The organism is Leptospira kmetyi serovar Malaysia str. Bejo-Iso9 (genome assembly GCF_000243735.2).
GTDB classification, from domain to species: domain Bacteria; phylum Spirochaetota; class Leptospiria; order Leptospirales; family Leptospiraceae; genus Leptospira; species Leptospira kmetyi.
The window spans coordinates 429,105-454,632 of the sequence record NZ_AHMP02000003.1 but is presented as its reverse complement, the minus strand read 5'-3'; the positions used below and the strand labels follow the sequence as shown (position 1 = coordinate 454,632).

Sequence of the window (25,528 nt, the reverse complement as noted above, 5' to 3'; positions counted from 1 at the left end):
ACGGTCCACCGAACGAACGCGGCTCTTTCCAAAAACCGGATCTAAGGTCCCGTTTTTGATTTCATAAGAATCTTAGAATATTTCAGGAACAACACGACCCGAGCGGAATTCTCGCGCTGGTTTTTAAATTTAGAAAATTCTAATTTAAAATTCAATAATATCTTCGTTTTAAAATCCTACGAAGTTCCTTTACAAAGGGAGAATCCTCGGAGGCGTCCGGATTCATTCGGTTGAGATAGGCCTTCGCCCAATTCTCCGCCTCCTCGTATTTTCCCTGATCTCCGTAGATTCTTGCGATCAAGGTAACCGCTTTTTCGAGCTGGTCTTTTTTCGGATCGAGTTCCGGTTTTTTCTGAAGCATCTTCACAAGCTGTAACAAATATCTTCTTCCCGAATCCTTTCGATCGGTGGAAGACAACATTTCACCCAAGGAAAGAAGGGAAATGCTTTGAAAATTCTCGGGCGCTTCCGTGATGATTTTTAAATACTGTGTTTCCGCTTCCGGAATTTTTCCGTTTCCGCGCAAAGCCCGCGCCACTTCGAAGATCGCCTTCCACTTTTCATCCTCGGAATCGATTTGTTCCGTGATCGCGTTCGTATCGCTCGAATTTTCCGCGGTAAGTCTTGCATCTTCCAATCGGGAAGCGTTGGCCGATTTTCCTTGTCCACCGGATTGATTGAATTCCGTCTTAGCATTATTTCTTTGATTTTCTCTCAGACGCAAAAGCCCTTTTTTGTAGCCGCTTTCGGAAGGATCTTCCTTCTTTTTATCCTTTTTCTTTTTCAGACTCGTCTTTTCCGAATTCGGGAGAGTTGTCTTTGAAGCGGGTTTCGTAGATTCTTGCTCGGACATTTCCGAATTTCCCGAGGATACAACGGAAGCATCGGTCCCGGATTTTTGCGGAGAACCGGATTCCGCGGAACCCGACGAAGAAACATGAGTCGTCTTTGTTTCCGTTTGAGAATTTGAGTTCGGATTTTCATCCGAGCCTTCCTTTTTTTCGGAAGGAACGGAGCCGGAAGCGGTTCCGTTCGCGCCTTCTTTTTCTTCTACGGAGGGGCTTTCATTCGACGGGGTTCCCAATTCTTCCGGAAACGGAAGAGGCATATCCGCAGATAATACATTCGTAAAAACGAATATAGAAAAAACCAAAACGATCAAGTTGTGTAAAGGACGGATCGATTTCATCGAGGTTCGAGAGTTCCCGAATTGGAATTGTTTTTCGGAGGTCGAATCAGACTCGGACGATCTTGGTTGGACGGATTTGAATTTCCTCGATCGGGAGAAATCGTTCCCGGGTCTTCCTGGTTTCGATTGGAATCCGGAGTTCTTCTCCGATCTTCCGTCGGAAGTGCGTCCGACTCGGTAGGAAGTTTCGGAGTTCCCACTCCTTCTCTGCGTCCATCTCGTAAGGGATCCTTTCCTTCGGGACGATCGGATTCGGGTAGAAGTCCGCTTTTCGGTTTTTCGCGTTCGTAACGATCGATTTCCAAACCGGAAGATTCTCCCGTGATGGAAAGATCGGGATCGCTGTAACGAATGGATCTTCGTTTTCGATTATAATTTCTTTCTATATCCTCTAAGAACAAGGCCTTGCGATCCAATTCTTTGGCCTGATCGTCGAAGGCCGCGCCTTCTTTTCCTCTTTGGATTCCGATCAAAACCGCAAGCGAAACTCCCAAGACCGCGAGTGAAATCCCCGTATACAAAAGAGTTTTTTGAACTTGAGGAGGAAGATTTCGGGACAGACTGTCTATCGACGAAAATCCGGATTGAAGCTTATCTTTTATATTGAGATCCATCGTTTTAAGTTTCGGTCGTTTTCCCAATTCTACCGATAAAGAGAAAATTCTCGATCGGTTTTTTTGACGCCGGATTTTTTAACGTCCGGTCCCAAGGGAACAAAACGCATCTTCTGTAGGCCGAAAATGAAAATTAGTAGGGAATCGGGAACGAGAAAGCCCCGGCGCAGAACCCCGATTTTTGCATCGATCGGTAAAAATCCGTTCTCCGGTGCGTATCCATTGGATTGTCTTTCAGAATCTTTTTGCCGGAACATGTTCTTCCAAAGCCCCGAAGCTTCGGAAAACGGGAAGGCTTTTCAAAGGTATTTCCAACGCGAAACCGCGCATAACGGATCGTGAACCGTTGATTCTCATTCTGAGAAGGAATCTCATAAAGATCTTCGAATCGAGTGACCATACTCGAACTTTCCTTTTTTAACTCAACTCCAAGCGAATCTTCAGTACTTGATTTTTATCATGGTCTTTGAACTCGGAATCCCGTTCGGAATTGTTCCATTCCTAAGTCGGTTTAAATATAAGGTTAAACCGTAGACCCGATCGACTTATTACATTCAATTTTATTAAATTAGAATTGGTTAATGATATAAATCGCGGTTTAATTCAGAAGGAAAAATCGAATCAGGAGACAAAATCTCATGAGCCAAACGAACGCCAAATACAACGATTCCATCGTAAAAGGGTTCATCATATCGGCTATGGTTTGGGGAGTCGCTTCCATGTTAGTGGGAGTTCTCGCCGCTTTTCAAATGGTTTTTCCGGAGTTGAACTTCACACAGTATTTCACCTTCGGTAGAATCAGACCCTTACACACCAACGCGGCGATCTTCGGTTTCGCGTTGAGTATTATATTCGCGACAGCCTATCATCTTATCCAAAGACTTTGCCGGGTAAGAATCTGGAGCGATTCCTTAGCAAAGATCCACTTTGTTCTCTACAATTTAACGATCGTTCTCGCGGCGATTACGCTTCCTCTCGGACTCAATCAATCCAAGGAATACGCGGAGTTGGAATGGCCTCTCGATCTTTTGATCGTGGTTTGGTTCGTGATCTTCATCGTGAACTTCTTTGCAACCATCTTTACGAGAGAGGAAAAACAACTCTACGCGGCGATCTGGTTTTACATAGCGTCCTTTGTCACCGTTCCGATTCTTTTTATCGTGAACAACCTATCGGTTCCGGTCGGACTCGGTAAATCCTATTCTGTTTTTTCGGGAGTTTACGACGCGAACATCCAGTGGTGGTACGGTCACAACGCGGTCGCCTTCGTATTGACGACTCCGTTCCTCGGTCTGATGTATTACTACTTTCCGAAACATATCAAACAACCCATCTACAGTCATAGATTGTCGATCATTCACTTCTGGTCCTTGATCTTCATTTATATCTGGGCGGGTCCTCACCATTTGCTCAACACTCCTCTTCCCGAGTGGCTTCAAACCACGGGGATGGCTTTTTCCATCATGTTGTGGATGCCTTCTTGGGGAGGAATGCTCAATGGGTTCCTAACGTTGACTCAAGCGAAGGAGAAGATCAAAACCGACGCGCTTCTCAAGATGATGCTCGTGGGAATCACGTTCTACGGTATGTCAACCTTCGAAGGTCCTCTTCTTTCCATTCGTTCCATCAGCGCCCTCGGTCACAACACGGACTGGATCGTAGGTCACGTTCATTCGGGAACCTTAGGTTGGGTGGGAATGATGTCCTTCGCAGCGATCTACTATCTCGTTCCTAGACTTTGGAACGCGAATCTCTATTCCGAAAGATTGGCGAATCTTCACTTCTGGCTCGCGACTCTGGGAATTCTTCTTTATATCGTTTCGATGTGGGTTTCGGGAATCACCGAAGGTTCCATGTGGAGAGCGATCGACTCCAAAGGATTTCTTCAATATCCGAACTGGGTTCAGATCACCGAAGTTCTGAAACCTTTCCGTTTTGCAAGAGGGGTTGCGGGTGCGATTTATCTGAGCGGAGTTTTCGTGATGATCTATAACGTCGTGAAGACGATCCAATCCTCCGGTTCCGGATTTCAAGAAACGGATTTAAGAGTGAAAGAACAAGGAGGAAACGTATGAAATTATTCGACATTCTTCTCACTTGGTTTTCGGGTTTCACCGAAAAATGGGAAAAACAAGGAGTTAAGTTCACCGTTTATACGACGATCGCGGTTTTGATCGGCGGTATCTTCGAACTCATTCCTCCGTTTTTTATCTCGAGAACGGCGGTTCCGATTCAAGGTGTTACCCCGTTCTCCCCTTTGGAACTCGCAGGAAGAGACATCTATCAAAAAGAAGGCTGTAACAACTGTCACACTCAGATGATTCGTCCGTTCAAATGGGAAGTGGATCGTTTCGATCCTTCCAAATCTTTCGGAAGAGACGGTTATTCCAAAGCGGGAGAATTCGTTTACGATCATCCGTTTCTCTGGGGTTCGAAAAGAACCGGTCCGGATCTCGCTCACGAATCTCAGATTCAACCTTCGTATGCTTGGCATAAAACGCACTTGATCAATCCGAGAGACACTTCTCCCGGTTCGGTTATGCCCGCCTATCCGTGGTTATTCGAAGAAGGTTCCAAGTTAAACGCGGAAGAGATCGTAAATCATATGAAAGGTCTTTCCAAAGTCGGAGTTCCTTATACGGACGCGGATTATCTTTCCGTTCCTAAGGAATTGGAAGGTAAAACGGAAGGAGACGCTCTCATCGCGTATCTTCTCAAACTCGGAAAGGACACGGCGGCTCTTTCCAAATCCATTCAGTGAGGTCCTTATGGAATTAGAACTGATTCAAATCTACAAGTTCGCAAGACTTCCGATCCTCGTGATGGCTATCGCGCTCATCACCGCTTACGTCTACAATCGTAAACGCAGCAAAGAGATGGAAGAACCCAAGTTTAGAATGCTCGAGGAGGATTGATCGATGACTCATGATTCAAATAAGGATTTCGACGGAATCAGACAAGAGGATAATCCTCTACCGGCTTGGTGGAAATGGATCTTCGTGATCTGTATCGTCGTCGCGGTCGCCTATTCCGTTTATTTCCATAAATTTTCGAACTGGCCGCAGGACGTCGCTTACGAATTGGAAGTAAAGGAACACGAAGCCAAGTTTCCGAAAGAAGTCGCGGTGACTTCGAACGACGGAAGCAATCCGTTTCGCGGAAACACGAACGCGATCGCGGAAGGCGAAAAAACCTTCAAGACCGTCTGCGCGGCGTGTCACGGACCGACCGGACAAGGTTTGGTCGGACCGAGTTTGATGGACGGAGAATGGATTCACGGCTCCACCGATTTACAAGTTTATGAAAACATAATGAAGGGAATCGCCGTGGACAAAACCAAACTGGGAAGAGGACCGATGCCTCCGCATGAGAATTCTCTCGGTTCGGAAAAAGTGTATCAAGTGATGGCTTGGCTTGCTTCTCAAAACGCAAGTCTCAAGGCGTCTCGTTAATCTATGTATAAGCTCCGGAAAAAATACGAGGAAAGAATCGAAACTACTTTCCGATTTTTTCCGGAGACCACACAAGGGGGACTTTTGTGGTCATCTCCAGACATATTTCAGGTAAGATTCGTTCCGCAAGATATCTTGTAGAAGCGGTCTTAGTTCCATTTTATCTTTTTCTTCCCTGGTTGCGTTGGGGAGAACATCCTTTGATCCGGCTCGACATACCCGGAAGAAAATTTTATCTGCTCGGAAACATCTTCACACCTCAGGAAGGTTTTTATCTACATCTCTTTTTAATCGGAATGGGCCTGTCCCTATTCTTCTTTACAACATTGATCGGAAGGGTTTGGTGCGGCTGGGCCTGTCCTCAAACCGTGTTCACAGATCTGTTCGATCTGATCGGAAGAACCGTTCTCGGTTCCAAATACGGAAAAAAAGACGCTCCTCTTTGGGGCAAGATCGCGGTTCATAAACTTTGGATTTTGATCAGCGTGATCGGTTCGCTCGCATGGGTTTCGTATTTTGCGGATCCATACGAAATGATAAGCGACATTCGTTCCGCTTCCTTCTTTACTTCCCCGCCGGTTTGGATCTACTTTACGATCTTTTTTACGATGACCTTATATCTGGATATGGCTTTTGTCCGGGAACAATTCTGCAAATACGCATGTCCTTACGCGAGATTTCAAACCGTGATGATGGACGGAGATTCCGTCAACGTCACTTACGACTACCGGCGCGGAGAACCCAGAAGAAAAGCGGGAACACAAGTCGGGGACTGCACGTCGTGTAATCTATGTTTGGTGGTCTGTCCCACCGGAATCGACATTCGAGAAGGTGTAAACGTGGGCTGTATCGCCTGTGGAAAGTGCGTGGACGCTTGCACAAAAACGATGGGGAAAGAAGGTAAAAAAACCTTGATCGGATATATGTCCGAGAACCAAGCCAAACAAACGGGAGTAAAAGTACGTTGGCTTCGTCCCAGAAGCGTGATCTACGGCTTTCTGCTTTTCTGCGTGCTTGCGACTTCTACGATTCTTCTTTACAACCGGGTTCCGATGTATGCGAACATTCTTCCCGATCGGATCATACAACCGATGGAAGTTCCGGGCGGATTGATTCGAAATTTTTACAACGCTCAACTTCTGAATCTGACCTTTGAAAACCGATCCTTGCATGTTACGGTTGAAAAAAGCACACTACATTCTCCGGTTCATATTCTTTTGGGCGGAACGGAAACTCCTTCGTTCTCCGTGGACGCGAACAATACGGGAGAATTTAGAATCATCCTCGAGACGAGCCTTGCAACGGAGGATCGCACAAAAACTTCGCATCAGATTACGTTGAAAATGACGGATTCCAAAAATCCGAACTACACGATTATGAAAACGATACCGTTTCGGATTCCTATCACGGATTCGAACTAAAGGAAGAATCTTATGGCCTTACACAAAAGTATGAAACTCGCTTTCGCCTGGATCTGGATCGCGTTTATCGCGTTGATCGCCGCGACCGTCGTTACGATCCGATACGCGAACACGGGTTATACGGGACCGATCGAAAAAGAATATTACGAAAAAGGATTGAACTACGAAAAGTCGATCCTCGAACAAAGAAAGATGCTCGCGGAAGGATATTCTTACGAAAGTATTTTGTTCTCCTCCAACACCGGTTTGAAAGTCGGAAAAAATCCGATTCTCATTCGGTTTCAAAAGTCGGGAACGCCGATCGTCGGCGCGAAGCTGATCGTTCAAATCGAAAGATCCGCAACGGATCAATACAATCAAACCGTATCGTTGCAAGAGGATTCCAAAAACCGCGGAACCTATTTGGGAGTTCTAGAATTTCCGGAAAGCGGACGTTGGATTCTCAGCCTCAAAGGCGACGTCTCGGGAAGAATTCTCGAAAAAACACAGGATTTGAATATTCAATAATCTGCATGCAAACTCTTACGAAAATCGAGGCTCGTTGTTATCACTGCAACACACCCATCCGCTCCGAAAAGGAAATCATTTACGGAGAATTGAGGGGAAATCGGGAAACGTTCTGCTGTTCCGGTTGCAGATCACTCGCGACCTTGCTCGTGGAAAACGGACTGACTCGTTTTTACGATCTAAGAGGCTCCGAAACTCTGGAGCCGGTTTCCGGAAACAAACTCGAAAGAGAGGATCTCGAAACGGAATCGGTCTATGAGGAATACGTAATCCGAAAAGAAAACGGAATTTGCGAAACCTCGATCACCATCGGCAAGATTCATTGTTCCGCCTGCGTGTGGTTAAACGAAAAGGTTCTTTCCGAACAGGAAGGCGTTCTCGAAACGAGAATTAACTTCGCGACGGGAAGAATGAAACTCGTCTACGACAGAAATCGAATCGATCTCAACCGGATCTTTGCGATCATCCGTCAAATCGGTTACGAACCGTCTCTATATTCTCCCTTAAAAGCGGAAACGAAGGTCGGCCTTTTTTCCAAAGATCTTTTTTTACGAATGGCCCTCGCGGGTTTTTCTTGGGGAAACATCATGCTTTTCAGCATCGGTCTTTACGCGGGGTATTTCACGGGAATCGAAATGGAATTCAAACGTCTGTTTCATTACGTTTCTTGGATCTTCGCGACTCCCGTTTATCTCTATTCCGGTTATCCGTTTTACAAAGGAGCGATCGAATCCGTCAAAAGAAGAATCTTGTCCATGGACACGTTGCTTTTTTCGGGAGTTTCCCTCGCCTACTTCTACAGCGTCTACGTAACGTTAAGCGACAAGGGAGAAGTTTACTTCGACTCGGTCTGTACGATTTACTTCTTCATTCTGATCGGAAAATTTTTGGAATCCGCGATTCGACTGAAGGCAGGAAGAAAAATCGGAGAACTTTTATCCACACTTCCCGAAGAATACACGGTGATCCAAAACGGAACCGAAACTTCCGTTTCACCGAGTAAAATTCGAAAAGAGGATTCCATTCTTTTAAAAAACGGAAACAGGGTTCCGGTGGACGGAATGTTGAAATCGGAAATCGCATATTTCGACGAATCCTTTCTTACCGGAGAATCCAAACCGGTCACGCACAAATTCGGAGATACGATCCTATCCGGTTCTCTTTGTTTGAGCTCGAACGTCCTCCTCACGGCGACCACAACCGCAAGAGAAAGCACCTTGTCGAGGATTTCCTCTTTGATCGAAACGTCTTTACAAGCGAAACCGGGAATCCAAAGAACGACGGACAAATTTTCCACATATTTTATCCAAGCGGTTTTGGTCATAGCGCTTGCAACTTTTTGTATATTCGGTTTTTATTATGAGAATTGGGAAAAAGCTGTTCTCAATACGATCAGCGTTTTAATCGTAGCCTGCCCTTGCGCGCTCGGGCTCGCCGTTCCCGCCGCGTATGTGGTCAGCAATCTTCTGCACGGTTCTAAGGGAATTCTCGTCAAGAACCCGGATTCTCTGGAAATTTTAAGCCGCGCCGATCGGATCTACTTCGATAAAACAGGAACGCTTACCCTCGGAAAACTATCGATCCAAGAAGAATGGTTTTTAAACCCCGAAGACAAATCGAAACTCTATTCGATTGTAATTTCGATGGAATCAAGCTCGACCCATCCTCTCGCGGTCAGTCTTACAAAAGAAATCGAAAAAAAATTGGATTCCTTAGGAGAACAAGCCGATCCGATCGCCTGGAAAGAATTGAAGGAAATCCCCGGAAACGGAATCGAAGCTACCGCGTTAGACGAAATATCTACCTATCGGATCGGAAACCGAAACTTCGTCACCAAAGGACAAAACCCTCAGGACGGAAAGATTCATCTCGGAAAGAACGGACAGATTCTCGCGAGTTTTTCGTTGGAAGACACGGTGCGACCCGAAGCGGAATCCACGATCCAAAAACTCAAAACCGTTATTCGATTTCTGGGAATTCTTTCCGGCGATTCCAAATCCAACGTGGAAACTCTCGCACGACGAATCAACATTCAACATTCCTTATACGAATTGAAACCCGAAGAAAAACTGAGAGTGATCCAAAAGGCCCAATCCCAAGGAGAAACCGTCGTGATGGTCGGAGACGGGATCAACGATTCGGCTTGTTTGGCCGCCGCGAACCTCGGAGTTTCCATGGGAATTGCATCCGATCTTTCCATAGACAAATCCGATCTCGTATTACTTTCCAATCGGCTGGATTCACTCGTTTCCGCGGTGCAGATCTCCCAAAAAACAAGAAGGATTATATTTCAGAACATTCTAATATCCTTAACTTACAATTCCGTAATGCTCCCCTTGGCCGCGTTCGGATTTATGCTTCCGGTGATCTGCGCCGGGTTTATGACCTTGAGTTCCCTTTCCGTCGTCCTGAATTCCATCTCTTTACAATGGAGAACCAAACTATGAACGCTTTGTATCTTACGATTCCGATGGCGATGTTGATCGCGCTCGGCGCACTTGTTGTATTTTTCTGGTCTTTGAAGACCGGGCAATACGAGGACATAGAAGGACCGAAATACAGGATGTTGTTCGACGACGACGAGGAAAAAACTCCGCCCGTTCGAGGGATTCAAGCTAAAGGAGATTCTCATGCAAACTGAACTGATATTCACGACGATTTCGGTCGCGTTCATCCACGGGATCACGAGTTCCCTTCATTGTCTTGGAATGTGCGGCCCCTTTGCGGGAACTCTCAACCTAGCGGGAGAGGATCGAAAATTCAGACTGAACCTATTCTACAATCTTGGAAGATTTCTCTCCTATTCCACGTTAGGCGCCATCTTCGGGTTCGTCGGGTCCGGTCTCAATCTCGCGGGAAGTCTCGTTTCCCTTCACGAGTTTGCCGCGATCGTTTCGGGGATTTTTATCGTGATCTTCGGACTGAGCCTTTTTCAAAACGCGAGTCCCGAACGATCCGGACTTTATCAAAAAATTCTTAACAAATTTGCGGGTTCGCTCGTAACCTCTCTCAAACAAGGGAAAAATCTTTCCGGCGCTTCGCTCGCGTTCGGAATGGTCACGGGACTTTTGCCTTGTGCGGTTTTGTATCCCGCGTTCAGTTTGGCGCTTGCAACCGGAAACGTCGGAGCCGGTTCTCTGGTGATGTCTTCTTTCTTTTTGGGAACCTTTCCCGGGCTCTTTCTGTTCGGAATCGGATTTAGAAAACTCGTTTTAAAACTTCCATCGAACGCGATCCGATTCGGAGGAATCGCGGTGATCCTGATCGGAATTTCGACGATCTTCTTTCGAATGAATCACAATCACGCAGACCACGAACATCCTTCGAATTCCGAAAAAGTAGAATGGAATTCTTCCCAAAGCGAGGAACATTCTCACCATCACTGACGAAAAATCTTTCCAAACATTCAAGTTTTTCCGGGAGATTTCGATTGTAAAAAGGAACAATGATTTCTACACTGAAACCCCGGATGAGCGACTCTCTCAAGAATTTCACGGATTCCCTTTTAAAGGATCTGGAAGAAAACGAGAACGGATTCTTCAAAATCGAAAATGAAGACGGCCTCGCTTATCTTTCCGTTTTTCCCGCGGGCAAAAAAGGAAAGGCGGTCGATCCCAAAGAAATTCTAAGAAGAATCGAACTCTTTCAAATCACCGAAACCTCGCCCACGGTCGTCAAAGAACTCGTATCCAAATCCGACGGACTTCCTCATCTCATCGGAAAATGGCCGGGCAAACCCGAAAGTTCGAGAATCGAAATCGAAATACCGGAAGATCGAATGAAGGCGTTTTTGATCTTTCATCCTCCCAAATACGGAGGAAGAATTCTCAACACAGAACAGATTCAGGAATCGATTCATCTTCGAGGAATTCAATTCGGCGTTCATAAGGAAATCATAGATCGTATTTCGGAAGAACCTGAGTACGGAAAAAAAATTCTCATCGCGGAAGGTGCTCCTCCGATTCCGGGTAAGAATGGAGACATTCGAATCTTATTCATTCATCCGGCGACCCCGCAACTGGAAGAAGACGAGTATGGAAGAGTGGACTTTAAGAATATTCAAATCATTCAAAGTGTCGCAAAGGATCAAAAACTCGCGGAAAAAATTTCACCCGTTCCCGGCAAAGAGGGAAAAAACGTAATGGGAGAAATTCTTCCCTACGATCCGGGCAAGGAAGCGGAATGGAAACTCGGAGCCAACGTTAGACTCTCTTCGGACGGAAATACCGTTCATTCTTTAATCAGCGGAAGACCGATTCTGGATCGTCAAGGAACAATCCGAGTCGACGAGGTTTGTCATCTGGAGAACGTCGATTTTTCAACGGGCAATATCAGTTTTCCCGGAACCATCATCGTGGAAGGTTCGATCGCGGACGGGTTCACGTTGGAAACCGAAGGATCGATCATCGTAAAAAAATCGGTGGGAAAAGTGTTTCTCAAAGCGGGCGGAGACGTGGTGTTATCCGGCGGTTTTATGGGAAGAAACGGCGGCCTGATCGAATCCGGCGCGGACATTTATACGAGGTTCGTGGAACAGGGAAAATTGATTTCAAAAAACACGATCTTTATCGAAGAAGCGTCCATGCACTCCGAACTCGTTGCGGGCGAATCCGTGGTCATCCGAGGAGGAAGAGGAGAATTGATCGGAGGAAGTTGTGTCGCGGGCAAGTCCGTCATCTGCACCAAGTTAGGCGCCATCGCCGAAACAAAGACCTCCGTTTCGGTGGGGATTCGTCCCGAACTTTTGGAAGACTTGGAAAAACTCAGATCCGAAGTTCAAAAGAACCAAGACATCCTGAAAAAAGTCGAACTCAGTCTCGTAAAACTGAACGAGGATTCTCAGAGAAGACAACTCACAAACGAGGAAAAGGAAAGTCTTCCCAAGCTTTCGGCGATCAAACAGAAATATTCAGGAATTCTAAACAACCTTCTCGGTCAGGAACAGTCGATGATTATGGGATTCGAACCCGACAAGGATTCTTATGTGGAAGTCGAACAGGAAATTTTTCCCGGAGTCGATATCTATCCGGGAAAGGGAAAAAACTTCAAGGTTCGTTTGAAGGAAATTCCGGGACCGTCCTTCGTATTTTTAGGAAACGACGGAAACCCTCAGATCACGAAGGTAAGACCGAAACGCCTCGGCATTTTACAAGAAGACAACGGATAAAAAAATTCGCGATCTTCTTCGCAAACGTTATGCGAAATCAATTCGATTTTAACCTCGTAAAATTCTAACCTAACTCCGATTCGCGATCGGACTTAGGCCCCACGTAACGCGCCCTCGGACGAATCAACTGTTCCGAACCGAATTGTTCCATGGAATGTGCGATCCAACCCGCGCTTCTCCCAATGGCGAATAACGCAAGCCCCGCCCCTTTCGGCAACTTTAAGGTTCTACAAACGACGGCGAGTCCCGTGTCGATGGTGGGATAATCGTCCAAAAGAAGAATCGCCTCCTCGATTAGATTTTTTGCGGAAAGAAATTCCTTATTCTTTGGAAAAAAGTTTTCGCACAACTCCATCAATTTTTTTCCTCTCGGATCTCCGCTTTTGTAAAACGGATGACCGAAGCCGGGAATTCTTTCCCCTCTTCGCAAACGATCGGTGAGAATTTCTTTGCTTTCCTTTTTTTTTGAGTGAACGCTTTCCAAAAGATCGATCGTCTTTTCCGTGAGAAGTCCGTGTCTACTTCCCGAAAGAGCGGCCATTCCCGCAATCACGGCCTGATACAAACTCGCATCGGTCGATGCCACACAACGCGCCGTAAACGAAGACGCGTTCAACTCGTGATCCGCGGAAAGAATCAAACCGGCTTCGATCAGTCGAATCGCTTTTTTATCCTCGGAAGTGTAATTGGAAATTTTTTTCGGTTCGAGGAGAACCTTTTCGTTCTTTTTAGAATCCGAAGATCCTTTCCAAGCAAACCATAACGTTTCCGCGATCGATTCCCTTCCTCGTTTCGACTTGGAAGAGAACAAGGTCAACAAACGGACGATCCTAGTCGCGGTTCTTTGTAAGGCTTCCTGATTTTTTAAAAGCGAACCAGCGTCCTCGTATTCGGCGATGCCTAAAAGAATTCTACCGAGATCGATCAAAGGACGATCGTATAGATGCGGATAGGATTTGATACAGGCCTCGTTCCAACTCGGCCAAGGAGAATCGAACGCGGACGTGGATTCCCAGAGAAGATCGCAAACCGATTCGAACTTAAAATGTTCCGCCAACTCAAGAACGTTTTTTCCTCTGTAATACAATCGTTCGTTTTCGATCAGAGTGATCGAAGATTCCAAAACGGGTTGTCCGAAAGTCAGAGCCGCGCGCGCGGTTTTACCCGGATGTAATTTTTCCTCCCGTTGTAAAAGAAGACGTTCCACTTCCTCCCTTCTGTATCGTTTGCTTCTGTCCTTTCCCACTCCCGGTTCGGAATGAAGAATTCCCCGGCTGACATACGCGTAGATCGTTTCCACCTCCACGCTGAGTTCGCGGGCTGCTTCCAACGCGGATAAAAACGGTTTTTTAGAAGAGGATTTCATACATTGACTATAAAATCAATATTGATCCATTTTTGTCAATACTATACACTAATAATCGAAAAAGGAAATCAATATGAACACGATCAATGTATTCGAAGAAAACAAATACAGTCCGGGGCTCGAGGGAATTCCCGCGGTAAAAACGAGAATTTCGAAAGTCGACGGAAGAAACGGTAAACTTACCGTAGCCGGTTATCCGATCGAGGAGTTCGCAAATAGAATCAGCTTCGAGGAAACTTTCTTTCTGCTCCTGGAGGATAAACTTCCCAACTCGGACGAAACGGAGCGGATGGAACGAAATTTGATCGAAGCTCGTCGATTTTCAAAAACGCAAAGAGAAATTTTGGAAGCGGCCGTTCGAGAAGGAGCTTCCATCATAGAATGTCTTAGAATCGGAGCGGCTTCCCTTTCACTCGGTGAAACGTTTAATTCTCCCGAAGAGGAAAGTTATGCGGTCGTTGCGAGTTTTCCTCTGATCGTAGCTTGGGTTCACAGACTCAAACAAGGTTTAAATCCGATTCTTCCTCGAGCCGACCTCAATCAGGCCGCGAACTTTTTATCCATGCTCGGAATCGATCCCGATCCTAAAAAAGAAAAAGCGTTAAACGCCTATTGGAACACCGTGGCCGATCACGGACTCAACGCATCCACGTTCACCGCAAGAGTGATCGTATCCACACAATCCGATTTGATCTCCGCCGCGACCGGCGCCGTCGGCGCTCTCAAAGGTCCTTTACACGGAGGCGCTCCCGGACCCGCGCTCGATATGGTTTTTGAAATCGGTAAAAAGGAAAACGCGGAAGAATATCTAAGAAACAAACTCGAACGAGGAGAAAGGCTGATGGGATTCGGACATAGAATCTACAAGGTCAGAGATCCGAGAGCGGATGTGTTGGCCTTAGCCGCGAAAAATCTGTACGAACTACCCGAGCTGAAAGAATTTTACGAACTTGCGATGATCGTCGAAAACATCGCGCTTCGTTTATTAAAAGAATTTAAACCGGATCGGGTTCTCCATACGAACGTGGAATTTTATACGGCCCTACTTCTACACGGCCTTCAAATGCCCACGGAACTTTTTACGCCCGTGTTCGCGATCGGCCGGACCGCGGGATGGATGGCCCATTGTTTGGAACAAAAGAAGGAAAGAATCCTAAGACCGGACGCGATTTACATCGGACCAGAGGACAGACATTGGATCTAAGAATGATGACTAAAAGTTTTTTGCAAAACGTTTGCGCGAGTTCAAAAACGTCTTTCAAAAAATCGAAAAGGGATTTTTGTTAAACGAAATGAAACTGACCAAAGCGATCGTCTATATATTATTGATCGAAACGGGAATCGCAATCGTTTCGTTTTCGATGTTCGGATTTACGGAACAAGGACTTCAGATCCTGACCCGTACGTCCGGACGGTATTCTCTGTTGACCTTTTTGATTTGGATGGTTTTTTCCAACGAGAACGGAATCGGAAAAATTCTTTCCAAACGCCCCTTTTCCGCGTTTGCGATCGTTCACGGAATCCATCTGATCTTCGTTTTTTGTTATCTTTATGTTTCCGGAAAAACTCCCGTTTTTTCGCGTTTGATTTTGGGAATGATCACGTATGCGATCATCTTTATCGCTCCCTTTTTCGAACCGTCGCTCGTTGCGGAAAAAACGAAACGCGACCGATTTTCCAGCCGCGCCTACTTTCTCTATCTCTGGACATTCTTTTTGATGTTTTTGATAACAAGAATTTTACGGACGGAACCGGAATTGAGAGCGCACATGTACGACGTCTTTTTATTCATCGTTTTGATTTTGGTCACGCTTCCGTTCTGGATCGTAAACGAGCGCCAAAAGACAAAACGGGTTTAAGATTAAAGATCAAAAAACGAAAAGTTTTATTCCGGGATTTCGGAATCGATCTGAATCAAGGCTTCCGAAATTTTTTGACAAGCTTCGTAAAACTTTTCGGAAACGGAAACTTCTTCCACGTCGGTTCGCATGGAATCGACCGTATCCTGGATTAAGGAAAGAATCGCATACGGCTTTCTCTTTTCTTGGATCAGCTGCCCGAGAAGTTCTATATTCGTTTCGTACATAACTACCTCGAAAAGATATGAGTATTTTAGAATATTCTCATTCGTCTTTGGAAGACTGGAACAATTCCTGACAGGAAGGAATTCCTCCCCCTTCCATCTCCTCGCAAGGAACCTTTAAAAGATCCTCCATACAAACCTTGACCTTCGCGATCTGCGCGTCGGTCACCTTTTCGTATTCGTCGGGAAGAATATTCTGATCCTTTTGTTCTTCCATACATTGGTCCACTGAATAAGCCGCATTCTCGGAAGGTTTTTCGGAAGCGGGCAAGGTTTCGAGATAACGGCTCGCGCACTCCGCGGTTTTTGTACAAAGACGGGTGAAATAATCCTTACTTAGTTTCTGAACTTCTTCCCTGGATACGGAAGGTCCTTTTCTGCAGGTAAGAATGGAAAACAAAACGAAAATAAAAACGATCGCGAAGACGGACGATCGATCAGGACGAGCGGATGTTTTACTCATTTCAATTTCGTAAGAATCAGTCTGTTCCCTTCCGGCAGGGATTGATCAAGATAAAAATGATCCGTGAGTTTTTTCACGAGATAAAGACCGATTCCTTCCTCCCGATAATCATTGGGTTCATATCCTCTGATTTCGGAAAGATTTTTCTGACTTCCGAAATCGCGAATCCTAATTTCCATTCGATTGTCGAAAAGGTTGATTTCCACGAAAATCGGTAAATTTTTTTTACCGCCGTAGGAATGTTTGATGACGTTCAAAAGACACTCGCCGACCGCGAGTTTGAGATCGGCGGAATCGCTCGTGGTGAATCCGTTCTCAAAAGCTAAATTATAAACAAGACTTCGAATGATGGAAAGATAACGGGGATGAGATGGGATCTGCAGTCGAAACAGATTTTCAAAGTTTTTCTTTTTGCCGGAATCCATTTCGAGTTTGATTCAATTTTTCCAATCGGTCCGCCGAACCGCGATCACAAAAAGAAAAAAATCTCCCGAAATTCTTTTGGATCCGCGGCGCCGAACAAGAACGAGTTCGAGTCCGAAACCTTTGGAAAAAAATTTCGGAAGGATTCTCCTTTTTCAAAAAGGAAGATCATCCTCTCGGATGAAATTTCTTATGAACTTCCTTCAGGGTCTTATTGGCCATGTGCGTATAAATCTGAGTCGTGGAAATATCGATATGACCCAAAAGTTCCTGAACCGATTTGAGGTCCGCGTGATTTTCCAACAAGTGAGTCGCAAAGGAATGTCGGAGCGTGTGAGGAGTCACTTTTTTCGCGATGGAAGTTCTTTTGATATAATGATTGAGAAGTCTCCAAACGGATTTGCGGTTGATATAGGAACCTTTTTTGGAAACGAAAAGGTATTCGCAATTTCTCGCCTTGAGAATGAAAGGACGACTTTGTTTTAGATAACGATTGAGAATGTCCAAGGATTTTTCGCCGAAAGGAACCAGTCTTTGACGTCCGCCCTTTCCTTCCACGGTGAGAGTCATTCCTTCGAGATCCATATCGCTCAATCGAAGATTGCAGGCTTCCGAAATTCTAAGACCGGAAGAATACAACAATTCGAAAATGCACTTGTCTCTGAGTTCGTAGAGATTGTCCTCTTTGATGCTTGCGAACAATTCCTCGATTTCATCCTGAGTCAGATAATCCGGAATACTCCGCATCACCTCGGGCGTTTCGATTTTTTCGGTCGGGTTGGTATCGAGTTTTTTCTCGTCCTTGAGAAACTTGTAAAACTGGCGGATGGCGACGACTTCGCGGGCGATCGTCTTGGAACTGATCTTTCGATCCTTTTCCTCGTTCAAAAAACGCATGATATCGTTCGCCTGAACTTCTAGGAAATCGATATGTTCCTTTTCCAGAAAGTTCTTAAACTTGTTCAAATCGTATCCGTAGGAGTAAATCGAATTGTCGCTTAATCCCTTTTCTACGGAGAGATATTCCTGGAAATTTTGAAGTAGGTTGTTATGTGAAGATGTCACTGTTTTTAGTCCCGTCTGAAATGTTTAACAAGTACTAAATCCTTCGGACGTTTCCTCTCAGGAGAATTAAACTTTTTTATGTTGCCTAAAGGGTTTATTGGAAAATTCTAATCGAAACCCCGGACAAAGAAGGTCTAAGTTTTCTTTTTTTTCTAACGATGAGAGTAAAAACTTCTGTATTTATGAGACTAAATATCCGATACGTTTCTTCCTCTTTTTTGCTTCTTATTTTTTTCTTTTCCTGTTCCTCCAACGAGGAAATGATCTGGGACGCGAGAGATTCTCTTTCCAGAGGAAATACCGCCGAGGCGATGCGTCTGTATGAGATGGTTCTCAAAAAGAATCCCACGCATTTGGAAGCGAATCGCACCTTGGGAATGATTCTCGCGGACAGCGGTCTTGCTCTCAACTCCGCGGCCTTTTACCTCGAACGCGCGGAACTCGCGGCCCCCGGAGATTCTTTCCTATTACTCTATCTTCTTGAAATTCATTTACAAGAAAAAGACAGGGATAAAACGAAACGAATCCTGGAAAAATTCTCCAAATCCAAGGAAAAGGATATGGAAAGTTACGCGCTTTTTCTAAAGGATTGTCTTTTGGATAAAAAGAAAAACGTTTCCGAGTTCAATCGAATCAAAGCGAGTCCGATTCCCGCCCTATTGCCTCCCGCAAGACGTATGTTTTTGAAATGTGAACTTTCGGTTTACGCTTCCCCCGCTTCATGAAATCGATTCCATATCTAAAAATAATTTTGAGCGCGATCGCCTTACTCTTGTTAGGCGAAGTTGCCTTGAGAATTTTTCCGCCCGTAGGTTTGATCTATAGACTCAGGGACAAACAGGTTCACTGCATCGAGGAACGGGAAATTCCCGAGATCATGCTTTGTCCCGATTCGGATACAATTCTTCCCCATCCCGCCGGATTTACGTTTCGAGTGAGAGTGGACGAACGCGCGGAAAGAATCGTCTCCGAAGAAAAAACGATTCCCGGTTCCAAACCGGAAGTTTGGTTGATGGGAGATTCGATCGCTTACGGTTTCGGACAGAATGATGAAGACACGATCGCGTGGAAACTCCAAGAAGCGCTTAGGCCGAACGGGATTCAGGTTCGAAATTTAGGAGTGGATTCTCTCGGCACCGGAGGGATTCAAAGAAGAATGGAAAGAGCCTTACTTTGTAAGGATTCCTTAAAAAAGGATTGTGTTTTGCCGAAGGCCGTTTTTTGGATCTATCATCCTTCCGATCTGCAGGACGTTCATCGGGAATTCTATTTAAGAAATTCCTTAAGCGGTCGTTGGCTCTTCCGCGGTTCCGTTTTTTTATCCAGATACAGCGCGCTTTATAACTATTCCAAAATCAGAAGCGAAAACAGAAGGCTCGAAAAACTTAGGGAGAACGGTCCCGAAGTGATTCCCGAAACGTTGGACGATCATCCAAACGATCATCCTTCTTTCAAGGAAATGAAAGTCTTTTTTGATACTTGCAAAAAAATGAATATTCCTTTGACGGTCGTGTTGTATCCGAACGGAACTCATTCCTTGACCCCTCTTCCTTCGACGCCTCTTTTGGATAAGGTCGAAGCGATCTCAAAACAAAACGGAATTCCCGTTTTGGATACGAGACCCGATTTTTTGGACGAATACAAACGGAACAAAACGGATTTTTATCTTCAGAACGACGGTCATCCGAACGCGGTTTCGGCTCGGCTCATTGCAAATCGGATTTTGGAAAGAATTTCGAGATAGTTGGTGTAGAATGTTGTCGTAATTCCGACAATTCTTCCGTGAAACGAAACGGGCCCCACCCGCGTTTAGGGTGGTGGGGTGTGGAGGTGGGAAGAAAATCACGGCAAAATCCTCTCTACCGGAAATTCCCCCAAATTTCAATCCAAATTCTCGAATCCTGTCGGAACAAAACAAATCATAACATGCGTTCCTAATTTAGAATTTCCTAAAATTCCAAATTAGAACTGAAAATAAAGAAAGGGCTGACTGACCGTCACGCTGTAAAGAATGAATCCGACGAGCACCATCATTCCCGCCAAAGGATAAACGATCCAAGGTTTGTCCTGAAGATTCTCCATCCAAGTCTGTCTTTTTTCCTGAAGAAAATCCGCGCCGAACAAAACGATCACCGCGAATAAAACGGTAAACGGAACCTGCAACGTCTGACCGCTTTCAAAAGAGAAACTTCGCTTAACAATCGCGAACGCGAGTTCCAAGCTCGTATCGTAGCCGTATTCGGGAGAAGGTTTGGCCCGAAAGAAAAACATCGAAAACGAAAATACGAAAAACGGATAAACGTATTTGATCCATTCCGGAATTTTATCCCATCCCCGTTTTAAAATCGAAAACGAAAAGATAAACCGTTCAAATACCATCACGGATGCGTGGCAAGCTCCCCAGATAATGAAGTTCCAATCCGCTCCGTGCCAAAGCCCGCTCACAAAGGTCGTGATGAACACGTTAAAGTAAGCGCGAAGAATGCTGACCCGATTCCCGCCTAACGAGATGTAGATGTAGTCCCGAAGCCAAGAAGAAAATGAGATATGCCATCTTCTCCAAAACTCAGTCACGGTCTGGGACAAAAACGGTCTCGTAAAGTTTTCCGGAATCGAATAACCCATAATTCTTCCCGTGCCGATCGCCACGTCCGAGTAACCCGAAAAGTCGCAATAGATCTGAAAGGAAAATAAAAACGAAGTAACGAGCAACGAAAGAGAATCGTAAGCTCCGGGATTGGCAAAAACCGGATCGACCGTCAACGAGATCGGATCGGCCACGAACGTCTTTTTAAAAAGTCCCCAAGCGAGTTGTCTGATTCCGGGAAGAAGATTCTCTTTTTTATAAGTATAATTCTCCAGAAACTGATGAAGCATATCCTGTGCACGGATGATCGGGCCCGCGACCAACTGAGGAAAAAAGGATAAGAATAAACCGAACTGAAAAAGACTCTTCGCCTGAGGAACGGTTCCCCTATAAACGTCGACCGCGTAGGAAATCGCCTGCAAAGTAAAAAACGAAATTCCCATCGGAAGCAACGCCCCCGTCAAAGAAACGTAAGCCGGATCGCAAGGTTGCGAATTAGTAAAAATATTCCAAGCATGGATCGAAAAATCCATGTATTTGAACACGTAAAGAAGAAGGAGATTTCCCCAAACCGCAATATTCAAAAAGAATAATTTTACAAATTTTGAATGTGCCGCTTCCATCCCCTTGACCGCGTAGAACGTCAAAACGATCGAATAGATCAACAGAAGAATAAAAGGAATCTTAAAGATCGCGTAAAAGTATAAACTCGCGACCAAAAGCCAAAGTCTTTGAAATCGAGCGGGAAGCCAAAAATAAATCAGGATAACTACGGGAGCGAATATGAGATATTGAACCGAATTAAAGAGCATTCTTCTTTTCCAATTCCTTGAGCTGTTTTTCCACGGAACGTTTTGCCCAACGGTTTCCCGGAACCGTCAAATGTCCGTCTTCCGGAATGAAATAATCCCGAATCCCCGAAAACTTTTTGCCCTTCTGCGTTTCCAAAACTTCCCCGCACATTTCGCCGGTTTCTTTTCTGAGTCTTAAAACGGGAACTCCCTTCTTTTCGAAATAGGCTCCGGCGCGGAGCGCGTAATTCTCCAGAGGATGATAAAGCCCCCGGTTTCTGCAAAATATCTCTTCGACTTGGATCGGCATCAAAACGACGATCAAACGGATTCCGTTTGCCTTGGAGTATTCCACCATTTCATTGTATGCGTTTTGTGTAATCTGGGGCAAAGGTTCGAGTGAGGAAAGACTCGGCTCCCGATCCACGCAGGAAAAATAATCCGGGATCGGCTCGGGACAAAAATTCTTTTTGTATTCTTCTTGGGACATCCGATCCGGATTCGGAGTCAAAACTACATTCTTTTTTTCGAATGTGTTTGAACCGGTCTGAGTGGAAGGATCGCACTTCGCTTCCGGTTTTCTAAAAAAGGAATCCTTCATATACTTGGCGGGAGTCTGATCCGCGCTCGAACTCGCGGAAAGTCCGGTGGAATTCCATTCCGATTTCAATTTAAACGCGGTAAACGCGTATTGAACCTTGAGCTGTTCGAAGGCGAGTTTCAAAGCCTGAAGCGTATAGGACGCTCTGGAAAGTTCGAATTGAATTCTAAAGTTTCGATTGAAATTCGGATCCTGACTGCGGATCTCGTCGACCTCGTCATCCGAAAGCATTCCCTTCGCTCTCAATTCGTCGGGGATCGTAAAGTCGTTTCCCGAAACGAAAAAAAGAACCTCTTTCAGATTTTTGAGTTTGGGCGCCATGTCCTTCAATCTTCGAACGGCGCCTAACGAGCCGTAGGCGTCCACTGCGAGGTTCATCGCCTGTCTCGGTCCGCCCTTGAGTTCGATTCCGTTTAACTGATGACAGAACGTGTCCTCGTCGGAAACTCCGAACCCCATCACAAGACTGTCTCCAAGACAGGCGATTTTCGGTTTTTCAGGATCGGCTTCTTCGAGTCCTCTCATTCCAAGAGAATTGGTTCTGAATCGACCTTCCCATTTTCCGGCGAAATGGCGGATATAAATGTCTTCGTTGGGAGCCAAGTCCACGTAGTAGACCGGGTTGTATCTATGGAGAATCTTCTGGTCCCTATAAAATTGAAGAGAAGGTGCTTTCAGGATGTTGAGAAGAATTTCCGTTCCGATAAAAACGAGAATGAAGAATGCGAGGGCTCGCCCTGCCCGGGAGAAGAATCCTTTCATGGATAGAGGAAAGATTGGAATACAAGCCTTGCCTGGCAAGCGAATTCTCCCTACAAACCCGCAGGCGATCGAACCTGAAAACCCGGACAACCCAAGAAAAACTTTCAAAATTCGTCCGCAAAAAAAAGGATCTACTTTACAACCTGAGAGTCTAAAAATAGATCAAGTTTAGAATCATTCTAATTCGAGGAAACAATGGCCCACAAAATTGTCATCATAGGATCCGGACCCGCCGGACATACGGCTGCGATCTACGCGGCGAGAGCGAACTTAAACCCGGTGATGTACGAAGGTTTTATGGCGGGGGGAATCGCCGCAGGCGGTCAACTCACGACAACTACCGAGGTCGAAAACTTTCCCGGTTTCCCGGAAGGAATCGACGGAACCAAGTTGACCCAACTCTTCCGTGAACAATCCGTAAAATACGGAACCACCATCCACACACAAACGATCACCAAAGTGGATTTTACTTCCAGACCGTTTAAACTTTGGTCAGACGACGAACTCATCGAAGCCGAAGCCGTAATCATCGCGACCGGAGCGACCGCAAAAAGAATGCACGTCAACGGAGAAGATACGTATTGGCAAAGAGGAATTTCGGCTTGTGCGGTCTGCGACGGGGCCTTACCGATTTATAGAAACAAAGAACTCGTAGTCGTAGGCGGAGGAGATTCCGCAGTGGAAGAAGCCTCTCACCTGACTAAGTTCGCTTCCAAGGTTTATCTCGTTCATAGAAGGGATTCTTTACGCGCGTCCAAGATCATGCAAAAACGCGCGACCACACATCCTAAGATCGAGATCATCTGGAATTCTCAAGTGCAGGAAGCCAAAGGCGACGGAAAAAATCTCACGGCTTTGACCTTGCAAGACACGGTCAACGGACAAAAGAAAGAACTCGCCGTGGGCGGTCTTTTTTACGCGATCGGTCACAAACCGAACACCGATATCTTCGAAGGAATTTTGGATCTGGACGAAAGCGGTTATATCAAAACCGTTCCGGGTTCCACTCGCACGAGCATCGAGGGAGTTTTTGCGGCCGGAGACGTTCAGGATAAGATCTATCGCCAAGCGGTTTCAGCCGCGGGTTCGGGTTGTATGGCCGCACTCGACGCGGAACGCTGGCTCGAATCCAGAGAAGAATAAGAATTTTAGAATATTCTAAATTTATAAAAAAGGGAACCTTAGAGGTTCCCTTTTTTCTCGTCCGAAAAACCGAATTCGCAAATAAAAAATACGGAGGAATCCGGCAAAATTATAAAACGAACGCGAAAACTCAGAGAACGCCGAACGTCAGGGACGTTCCACAAGCATCCCTCTTCCGTTTCGAATATCATAAATATAGAATGTGATTTCCGGAAGTTTCGGACTTGTCGCGACCGGCTTTTTCTTTTTCGGTTCTTCCTTTTCCTCTTCCAAGGAAACGATCATTACGAGTCTTTCCTTGCCCGAAGACGGAAGAATTTTTTCCAAAGAATACTTTCTCGGAAGAACTCCCACAAGAGAAGCGCCGATCGGATTGTAGACGAAGACCTGTTTGCGGTCTCTTTGATTTAGAAATCCGTCCTTGTTCGTATCCTCGGTCATTCCGATTAAAATCAGATTCTTTCCCGTGGAAATCCCCGACGCCAAAACGGAATCCAGTTCGGATTCTTCCGTTCCTTCCGCCGCGGAAACCTCTTTTTCCTTTTCGGTTCCGGTGAAATAATCCCAGATGTAAACGTTTCGGTTGAAAAGTTTCCGCGGATTTCCGGATTCCAAATCGATGACGGTAAGATTTCTCGCGTGGTTCAAAGTTTTTCTGTGACCCGCGACGGTTTCTCTGGAAAGTTCAAACGGATAAAAAAGATAACGTTCCCACAAAACGACGGAATGATTCAGCAGATCCCCGCTTCGATCCGCGGGCGTCAAAGGTTCTTCCTTGGAAGAGCCGGGTTCGACGAGTTCCACACCTCGATCTAAAATGAACCAACTTTTGGAAAGAGTAAAGACGAGAATCCCGACGACGATGATCCCGAACGCGTAGACTCCCAATCGGATTTTTTCCATGAGTAGACAAAAGCCCGGGAAAAGACCAGGTCAATGAAAAAAAGGTCCTTATTTCGTTTCTAAAGCGTAAGAACGTTCGGGAACCGTAAGATAGGAAGAAATCTCCCCCGTGTCTTCCCGAAGTCTCGTGTTCTGATTGAACGTATCCAGGATGATCTTTCCGTCTCGAACGAAATTATAAAGATAAGTTCCCGGCTTCATCTTTTTGATGAGAGTGAAAACGTCCTTCTCCTTTTTCAAAACGTCTTCCTCGGGATCCCAATGATTGAAATCTCCCACGAGCGTAATCATCTCCGCGTCGGGAGCATAGATCCGAAACTCGACGGTTCTATATTCCAATTCTTCATAGGGAGAATCTTCCAAGATGCGAGTCGTTACGAGTTTATCCGAACCGGAAGGAACCGCAATCAATCTCGAAACCAAGGAACCGTCCCCGTCCTCCACCGAATCGGGGTTAGACGGGTCGTGCGTGAAAAGTCCGTCGACTCGAAACTTATATTCGAGGATTTTCAATTCTTCCCGAATCGTGTCCCTGCTTTCGGGATTGTAGACCGCGTAAAAAACTCCGTGATCGTTTTTCTTCAGCGGAATACATCTCCAAAGCGAAAAATTTCCGCAGACGGAAACGTCCTCGTTTTCGATTCCTTCAAAGGTGAAAAGAATTCCTCGGTTCAAAAGTCTCCCCGTTTCCAAGGACAAGGAGGAATCGATGTAACGAATGTATCTCGGAGCGACCGCGCGTTTTAGTTTTTCCATCTGCCAGTAGTAGTAGATTTTCTCCTTCTCCACCGGCTCTATAAAATCCTCGTAATCTTCGGATGAAAAGGACCCGATCCAATTTCCTGCATCGTCGGCTCCGATGGCGACGGTGATCGTTAAAAGAAGAGCTAATAAAACTTTGGTCTTAGGGATCGATTTCATTCTGAATAAAAGTTCGATCACTTTCCGAAAAAGCATAAGGCAAATAAGGAAATTCGCTTCCAAAGAAATC

The 25,528-nt window shown here is 45.6% G+C and carries 25 protein-coding genes and 1 pseudogene; 15 read left to right on the top strand and 11 right to left on the bottom strand.

Going from position 1 to position 25,528, the window contains the following annotated elements; translation table 11 throughout:
- Positions 1–151: 151 nt before the first annotated feature.
- Entirely contained in the window at positions 152–1,189 is a 1,038-nt protein-coding gene (locus tag LEP1GSC052_RS04495) for a hypothetical protein (RefSeq protein ID WP_010574630.1), read from the bottom strand.
- Positions 1,186–1,803 carry an LIC_11485 family protein gene (locus tag LEP1GSC052_RS04490; RefSeq protein WP_020986050.1) on the bottom strand — a complete coding sequence of 206 codons (618 nt, stop codon included), beginning with the start codon at positions 1,801–1,803 and terminating at the stop codon, positions 1,186–1,188. Before LEP1GSC052_RS04490 ends, LEP1GSC052_RS04495 begins: the two co-directional genes overlap by 4 nt.
- Before the next feature lie 638 nt (positions 1,804–2,441).
- On the opposite strand from LEP1GSC052_RS04490, the gene ccoN reads away from it, so the two are divergent.
- The 10 genes from ccoN to LEP1GSC052_RS04435 all read left to right on the top strand — a co-directional run bounded on the left by ccoN (position 2,442) and on the right by LEP1GSC052_RS04435 (position 12,350).
- The gene (gene ccoN, locus LEP1GSC052_RS04480) at positions 2,442–3,878 is read left to right on the top strand and encodes a cytochrome-c oxidase, cbb3-type subunit I (protein ID WP_010574627.1); all 1,437 of its coding nucleotides are present in this window, start codon (positions 2,442–2,444) and stop codon (positions 3,876–3,878) included.
- Positions 3,875–4,564 carry a cbb3-type cytochrome c oxidase subunit II gene (locus LEP1GSC052_RS04475; RefSeq protein ID WP_010574626.1) on the top strand — a complete coding sequence of 230 codons (690 nt, stop codon included), beginning with the start codon at positions 3,875–3,877 and terminating at the stop codon, positions 4,562–4,564. The genes ccoN and LEP1GSC052_RS04475 overlap by 4 nt, the downstream gene beginning before the upstream one ends.
- 7 nt (positions 4,565–4,571) lie before the next feature.
- Complete coding sequence (locus LEP1GSC052_RS04470) at positions 4,572–4,718, top strand: hypothetical protein (RefSeq protein WP_010574625.1); 147 nt, start codon at positions 4,572–4,574, stop codon at positions 4,716–4,718.
- A 3-nt stretch (positions 4,719–4,721) separates the two neighbouring features.
- A complete protein-coding gene (locus LEP1GSC052_RS04465) occupies positions 4,722–5,255 on the top strand; it encodes a cbb3-type cytochrome c oxidase N-terminal domain-containing protein (RefSeq protein WP_010574624.1) in 534 nt (177 codons plus the stop codon).
- An 86-nt stretch (positions 5,256–5,341) separates the two neighbouring features.
- Entirely contained in the window at positions 5,342–6,676 is a 1,335-nt protein-coding gene (gene ccoG / locus LEP1GSC052_RS04460) for a cytochrome c oxidase accessory protein CcoG (RefSeq protein ID WP_010574623.1), read from the top strand.
- Positions 6,677–6,688: 12 nt separating this feature from the next.
- Entirely contained in the window at positions 6,689–7,183 is a 495-nt protein-coding gene (locus LEP1GSC052_RS04455; protein ID WP_020985942.1) for a FixH family protein, read from the top strand.
- 5 nt (positions 7,184–7,188) lie between these two features.
- A complete protein-coding gene (locus LEP1GSC052_RS04450; RefSeq protein WP_010574622.1) occupies positions 7,189–9,630 on the top strand; it encodes a heavy metal translocating P-type ATPase in 2,442 nt (813 codons plus the stop codon).
- Positions 9,627–9,824 (top strand): cbb3-type cytochrome oxidase assembly protein CcoS, encoded by a 198-nt coding sequence (ccoS, locus tag LEP1GSC052_RS04445; RefSeq protein ID WP_010574621.1) that lies wholly within the window; start codon positions 9,627–9,629, stop codon positions 9,822–9,824. The genes LEP1GSC052_RS04450 and ccoS overlap by 4 nt, the downstream gene beginning before the upstream one ends.
- Complete coding sequence (locus LEP1GSC052_RS04440; RefSeq protein WP_010574620.1) at positions 9,814–10,569, top strand: sulfite exporter TauE/SafE family protein; 756 nt, start codon at positions 9,814–9,816, stop codon at positions 10,567–10,569. The genes ccoS and LEP1GSC052_RS04440 overlap by 11 nt, the downstream gene beginning before the upstream one ends.
- A gap of 83 nt (positions 10,570–10,652) precedes the next feature.
- On the top strand, positions 10,653–12,350 hold the full coding sequence (locus LEP1GSC052_RS04435; protein WP_010574619.1) for a DUF342 domain-containing protein: 1,698 nt from the start codon (positions 10,653–10,655) through the stop codon (positions 12,348–12,350).
- A gap of 64 nt (positions 12,351–12,414) precedes the next feature.
- Here LEP1GSC052_RS04435 and LEP1GSC052_RS04430 read toward each other — a convergent pair whose 3' ends face one another.
- Positions 12,415–13,716, bottom strand: coding sequence for a citrate synthase family protein (locus LEP1GSC052_RS04430; protein WP_020986161.1), 1,302 nt, complete (start codon positions 13,714–13,716; stop codon positions 12,415–12,417).
- A gap of 73 nt (positions 13,717–13,789) precedes the next feature.
- On the opposite strand from LEP1GSC052_RS04430, the gene LEP1GSC052_RS04425 reads away from it, so the two are divergent.
- Positions 13,790–14,920, top strand: coding sequence for a citrate synthase/methylcitrate synthase (locus LEP1GSC052_RS04425; RefSeq protein WP_010574616.1), 1,131 nt, complete (start codon positions 13,790–13,792; stop codon positions 14,918–14,920).
- 88 nt (positions 14,921–15,008) lie between these two features.
- Complete coding sequence (locus LEP1GSC052_RS04420; protein ID WP_156892102.1) at positions 15,009–15,575, top strand: hypothetical protein; 567 nt, start codon at positions 15,009–15,011, stop codon at positions 15,573–15,575.
- 26 nt (positions 15,576–15,601) lie between these two features.
- Here the strand turns inward: LEP1GSC052_RS04420 and LEP1GSC052_RS04415 are convergent, their stop codons facing one another.
- The 4 genes from LEP1GSC052_RS04415 to xerD form a co-directional block, all read right to left on the bottom strand.
- Complete coding sequence (locus LEP1GSC052_RS04415) at positions 15,602–15,802, bottom strand: hypothetical protein (RefSeq protein ID WP_010574614.1); 201 nt, start codon at positions 15,800–15,802, stop codon at positions 15,602–15,604.
- Between the two features lie 37 nt (positions 15,803–15,839).
- Positions 15,840–16,262: an LA_2478/LA_2722/LA_4182 family protein gene (locus tag LEP1GSC052_RS04410; RefSeq protein ID WP_010574613.1), complete on the bottom strand. Its 423-nt coding sequence runs from the start codon at positions 16,260–16,262 to the stop codon at positions 15,840–15,842.
- Positions 16,259–16,687 (bottom strand): ATP-binding protein, encoded by a 429-nt coding sequence (locus LEP1GSC052_RS04405; protein ID WP_020986288.1) that lies wholly within the window; start codon positions 16,685–16,687, stop codon positions 16,259–16,261. Before LEP1GSC052_RS04405 ends, LEP1GSC052_RS04410 begins: the two co-directional genes overlap by 4 nt.
- 166 nt (positions 16,688–16,853) lie before the next feature.
- A complete protein-coding gene (gene xerD / locus LEP1GSC052_RS04400) occupies positions 16,854–17,750 on the bottom strand; it encodes a site-specific tyrosine recombinase XerD (RefSeq protein ID WP_010574610.1) in 897 nt (298 codons plus the stop codon).
- A 97-nt stretch (positions 17,751–17,847) separates the two neighbouring features.
- On the opposite strand from xerD, the pseudogene LEP1GSC052_RS04395 reads away from it, so the two are divergent.
- Both LEP1GSC052_RS04395 and LEP1GSC052_RS04390 read left to right on the top strand, forming a co-directional pair.
- Positions 17,848–18,460, top strand: a pseudogene (locus tag LEP1GSC052_RS04395) (tetratricopeptide repeat protein); the annotation flags it as partial.
- A gap of 11 nt (positions 18,461–18,471) precedes the next feature.
- Positions 18,472–19,494: an LA_2486 family SGNH/GDSL-type esterase gene (locus tag LEP1GSC052_RS04390; RefSeq protein WP_010574608.1), complete on the top strand. Its 1,023-nt coding sequence runs from the start codon at positions 18,472–18,474 to the stop codon at positions 19,492–19,494.
- Positions 19,495–19,712: 218 nt separating this feature from the next.
- Here LEP1GSC052_RS04390 and LEP1GSC052_RS04385 read toward each other — a convergent pair whose 3' ends face one another.
- Together LEP1GSC052_RS04385 and LEP1GSC052_RS04380 are read right to left on the bottom strand one after the other, a co-directional pair.
- Positions 19,713–21,149, bottom strand: a complete 1,437-nt coding sequence (locus tag LEP1GSC052_RS04385) for an MBOAT family O-acyltransferase (protein WP_010574607.1) — start codon at positions 21,147–21,149, stop codon at positions 19,713–19,715.
- Positions 21,139–22,491, bottom strand: a complete 1,353-nt coding sequence (locus LEP1GSC052_RS04380) for an LA_2490 family SGNH/GDSL-type esterase (protein ID WP_010574606.1) — start codon at positions 22,489–22,491, stop codon at positions 21,139–21,141. The genes LEP1GSC052_RS04385 and LEP1GSC052_RS04380 overlap by 11 nt, the downstream gene beginning before the upstream one ends.
- A 195-nt stretch (positions 22,492–22,686) precedes the next feature.
- On the opposite strand from LEP1GSC052_RS04380, the gene trxB reads away from it, so the two are divergent.
- Positions 22,687–23,634: a thioredoxin-disulfide reductase gene (trxB, locus tag LEP1GSC052_RS04375; RefSeq protein WP_010574605.1), complete on the top strand. Its 948-nt coding sequence runs from the start codon at positions 22,687–22,689 to the stop codon at positions 23,632–23,634.
- Positions 23,635–23,781: 147 nt separating this feature from the next.
- Here the strand turns inward: trxB and LEP1GSC052_RS04370 are convergent, their stop codons facing one another.
- Positions 23,782–24,537: a hypothetical protein gene (locus LEP1GSC052_RS04370; RefSeq protein ID WP_010574604.1), complete on the bottom strand. Its 756-nt coding sequence runs from the start codon at positions 24,535–24,537 to the stop codon at positions 23,782–23,784.
- Between the two features lie 48 nt (positions 24,538–24,585).
- Positions 24,586–25,494 (bottom strand): early set domain-containing protein, encoded by a 909-nt coding sequence (locus LEP1GSC052_RS04365; RefSeq protein WP_040913282.1) that lies wholly within the window; start codon positions 25,492–25,494, stop codon positions 24,586–24,588.
- Positions 25,495–25,528: the final 34 nt, after the last annotated feature.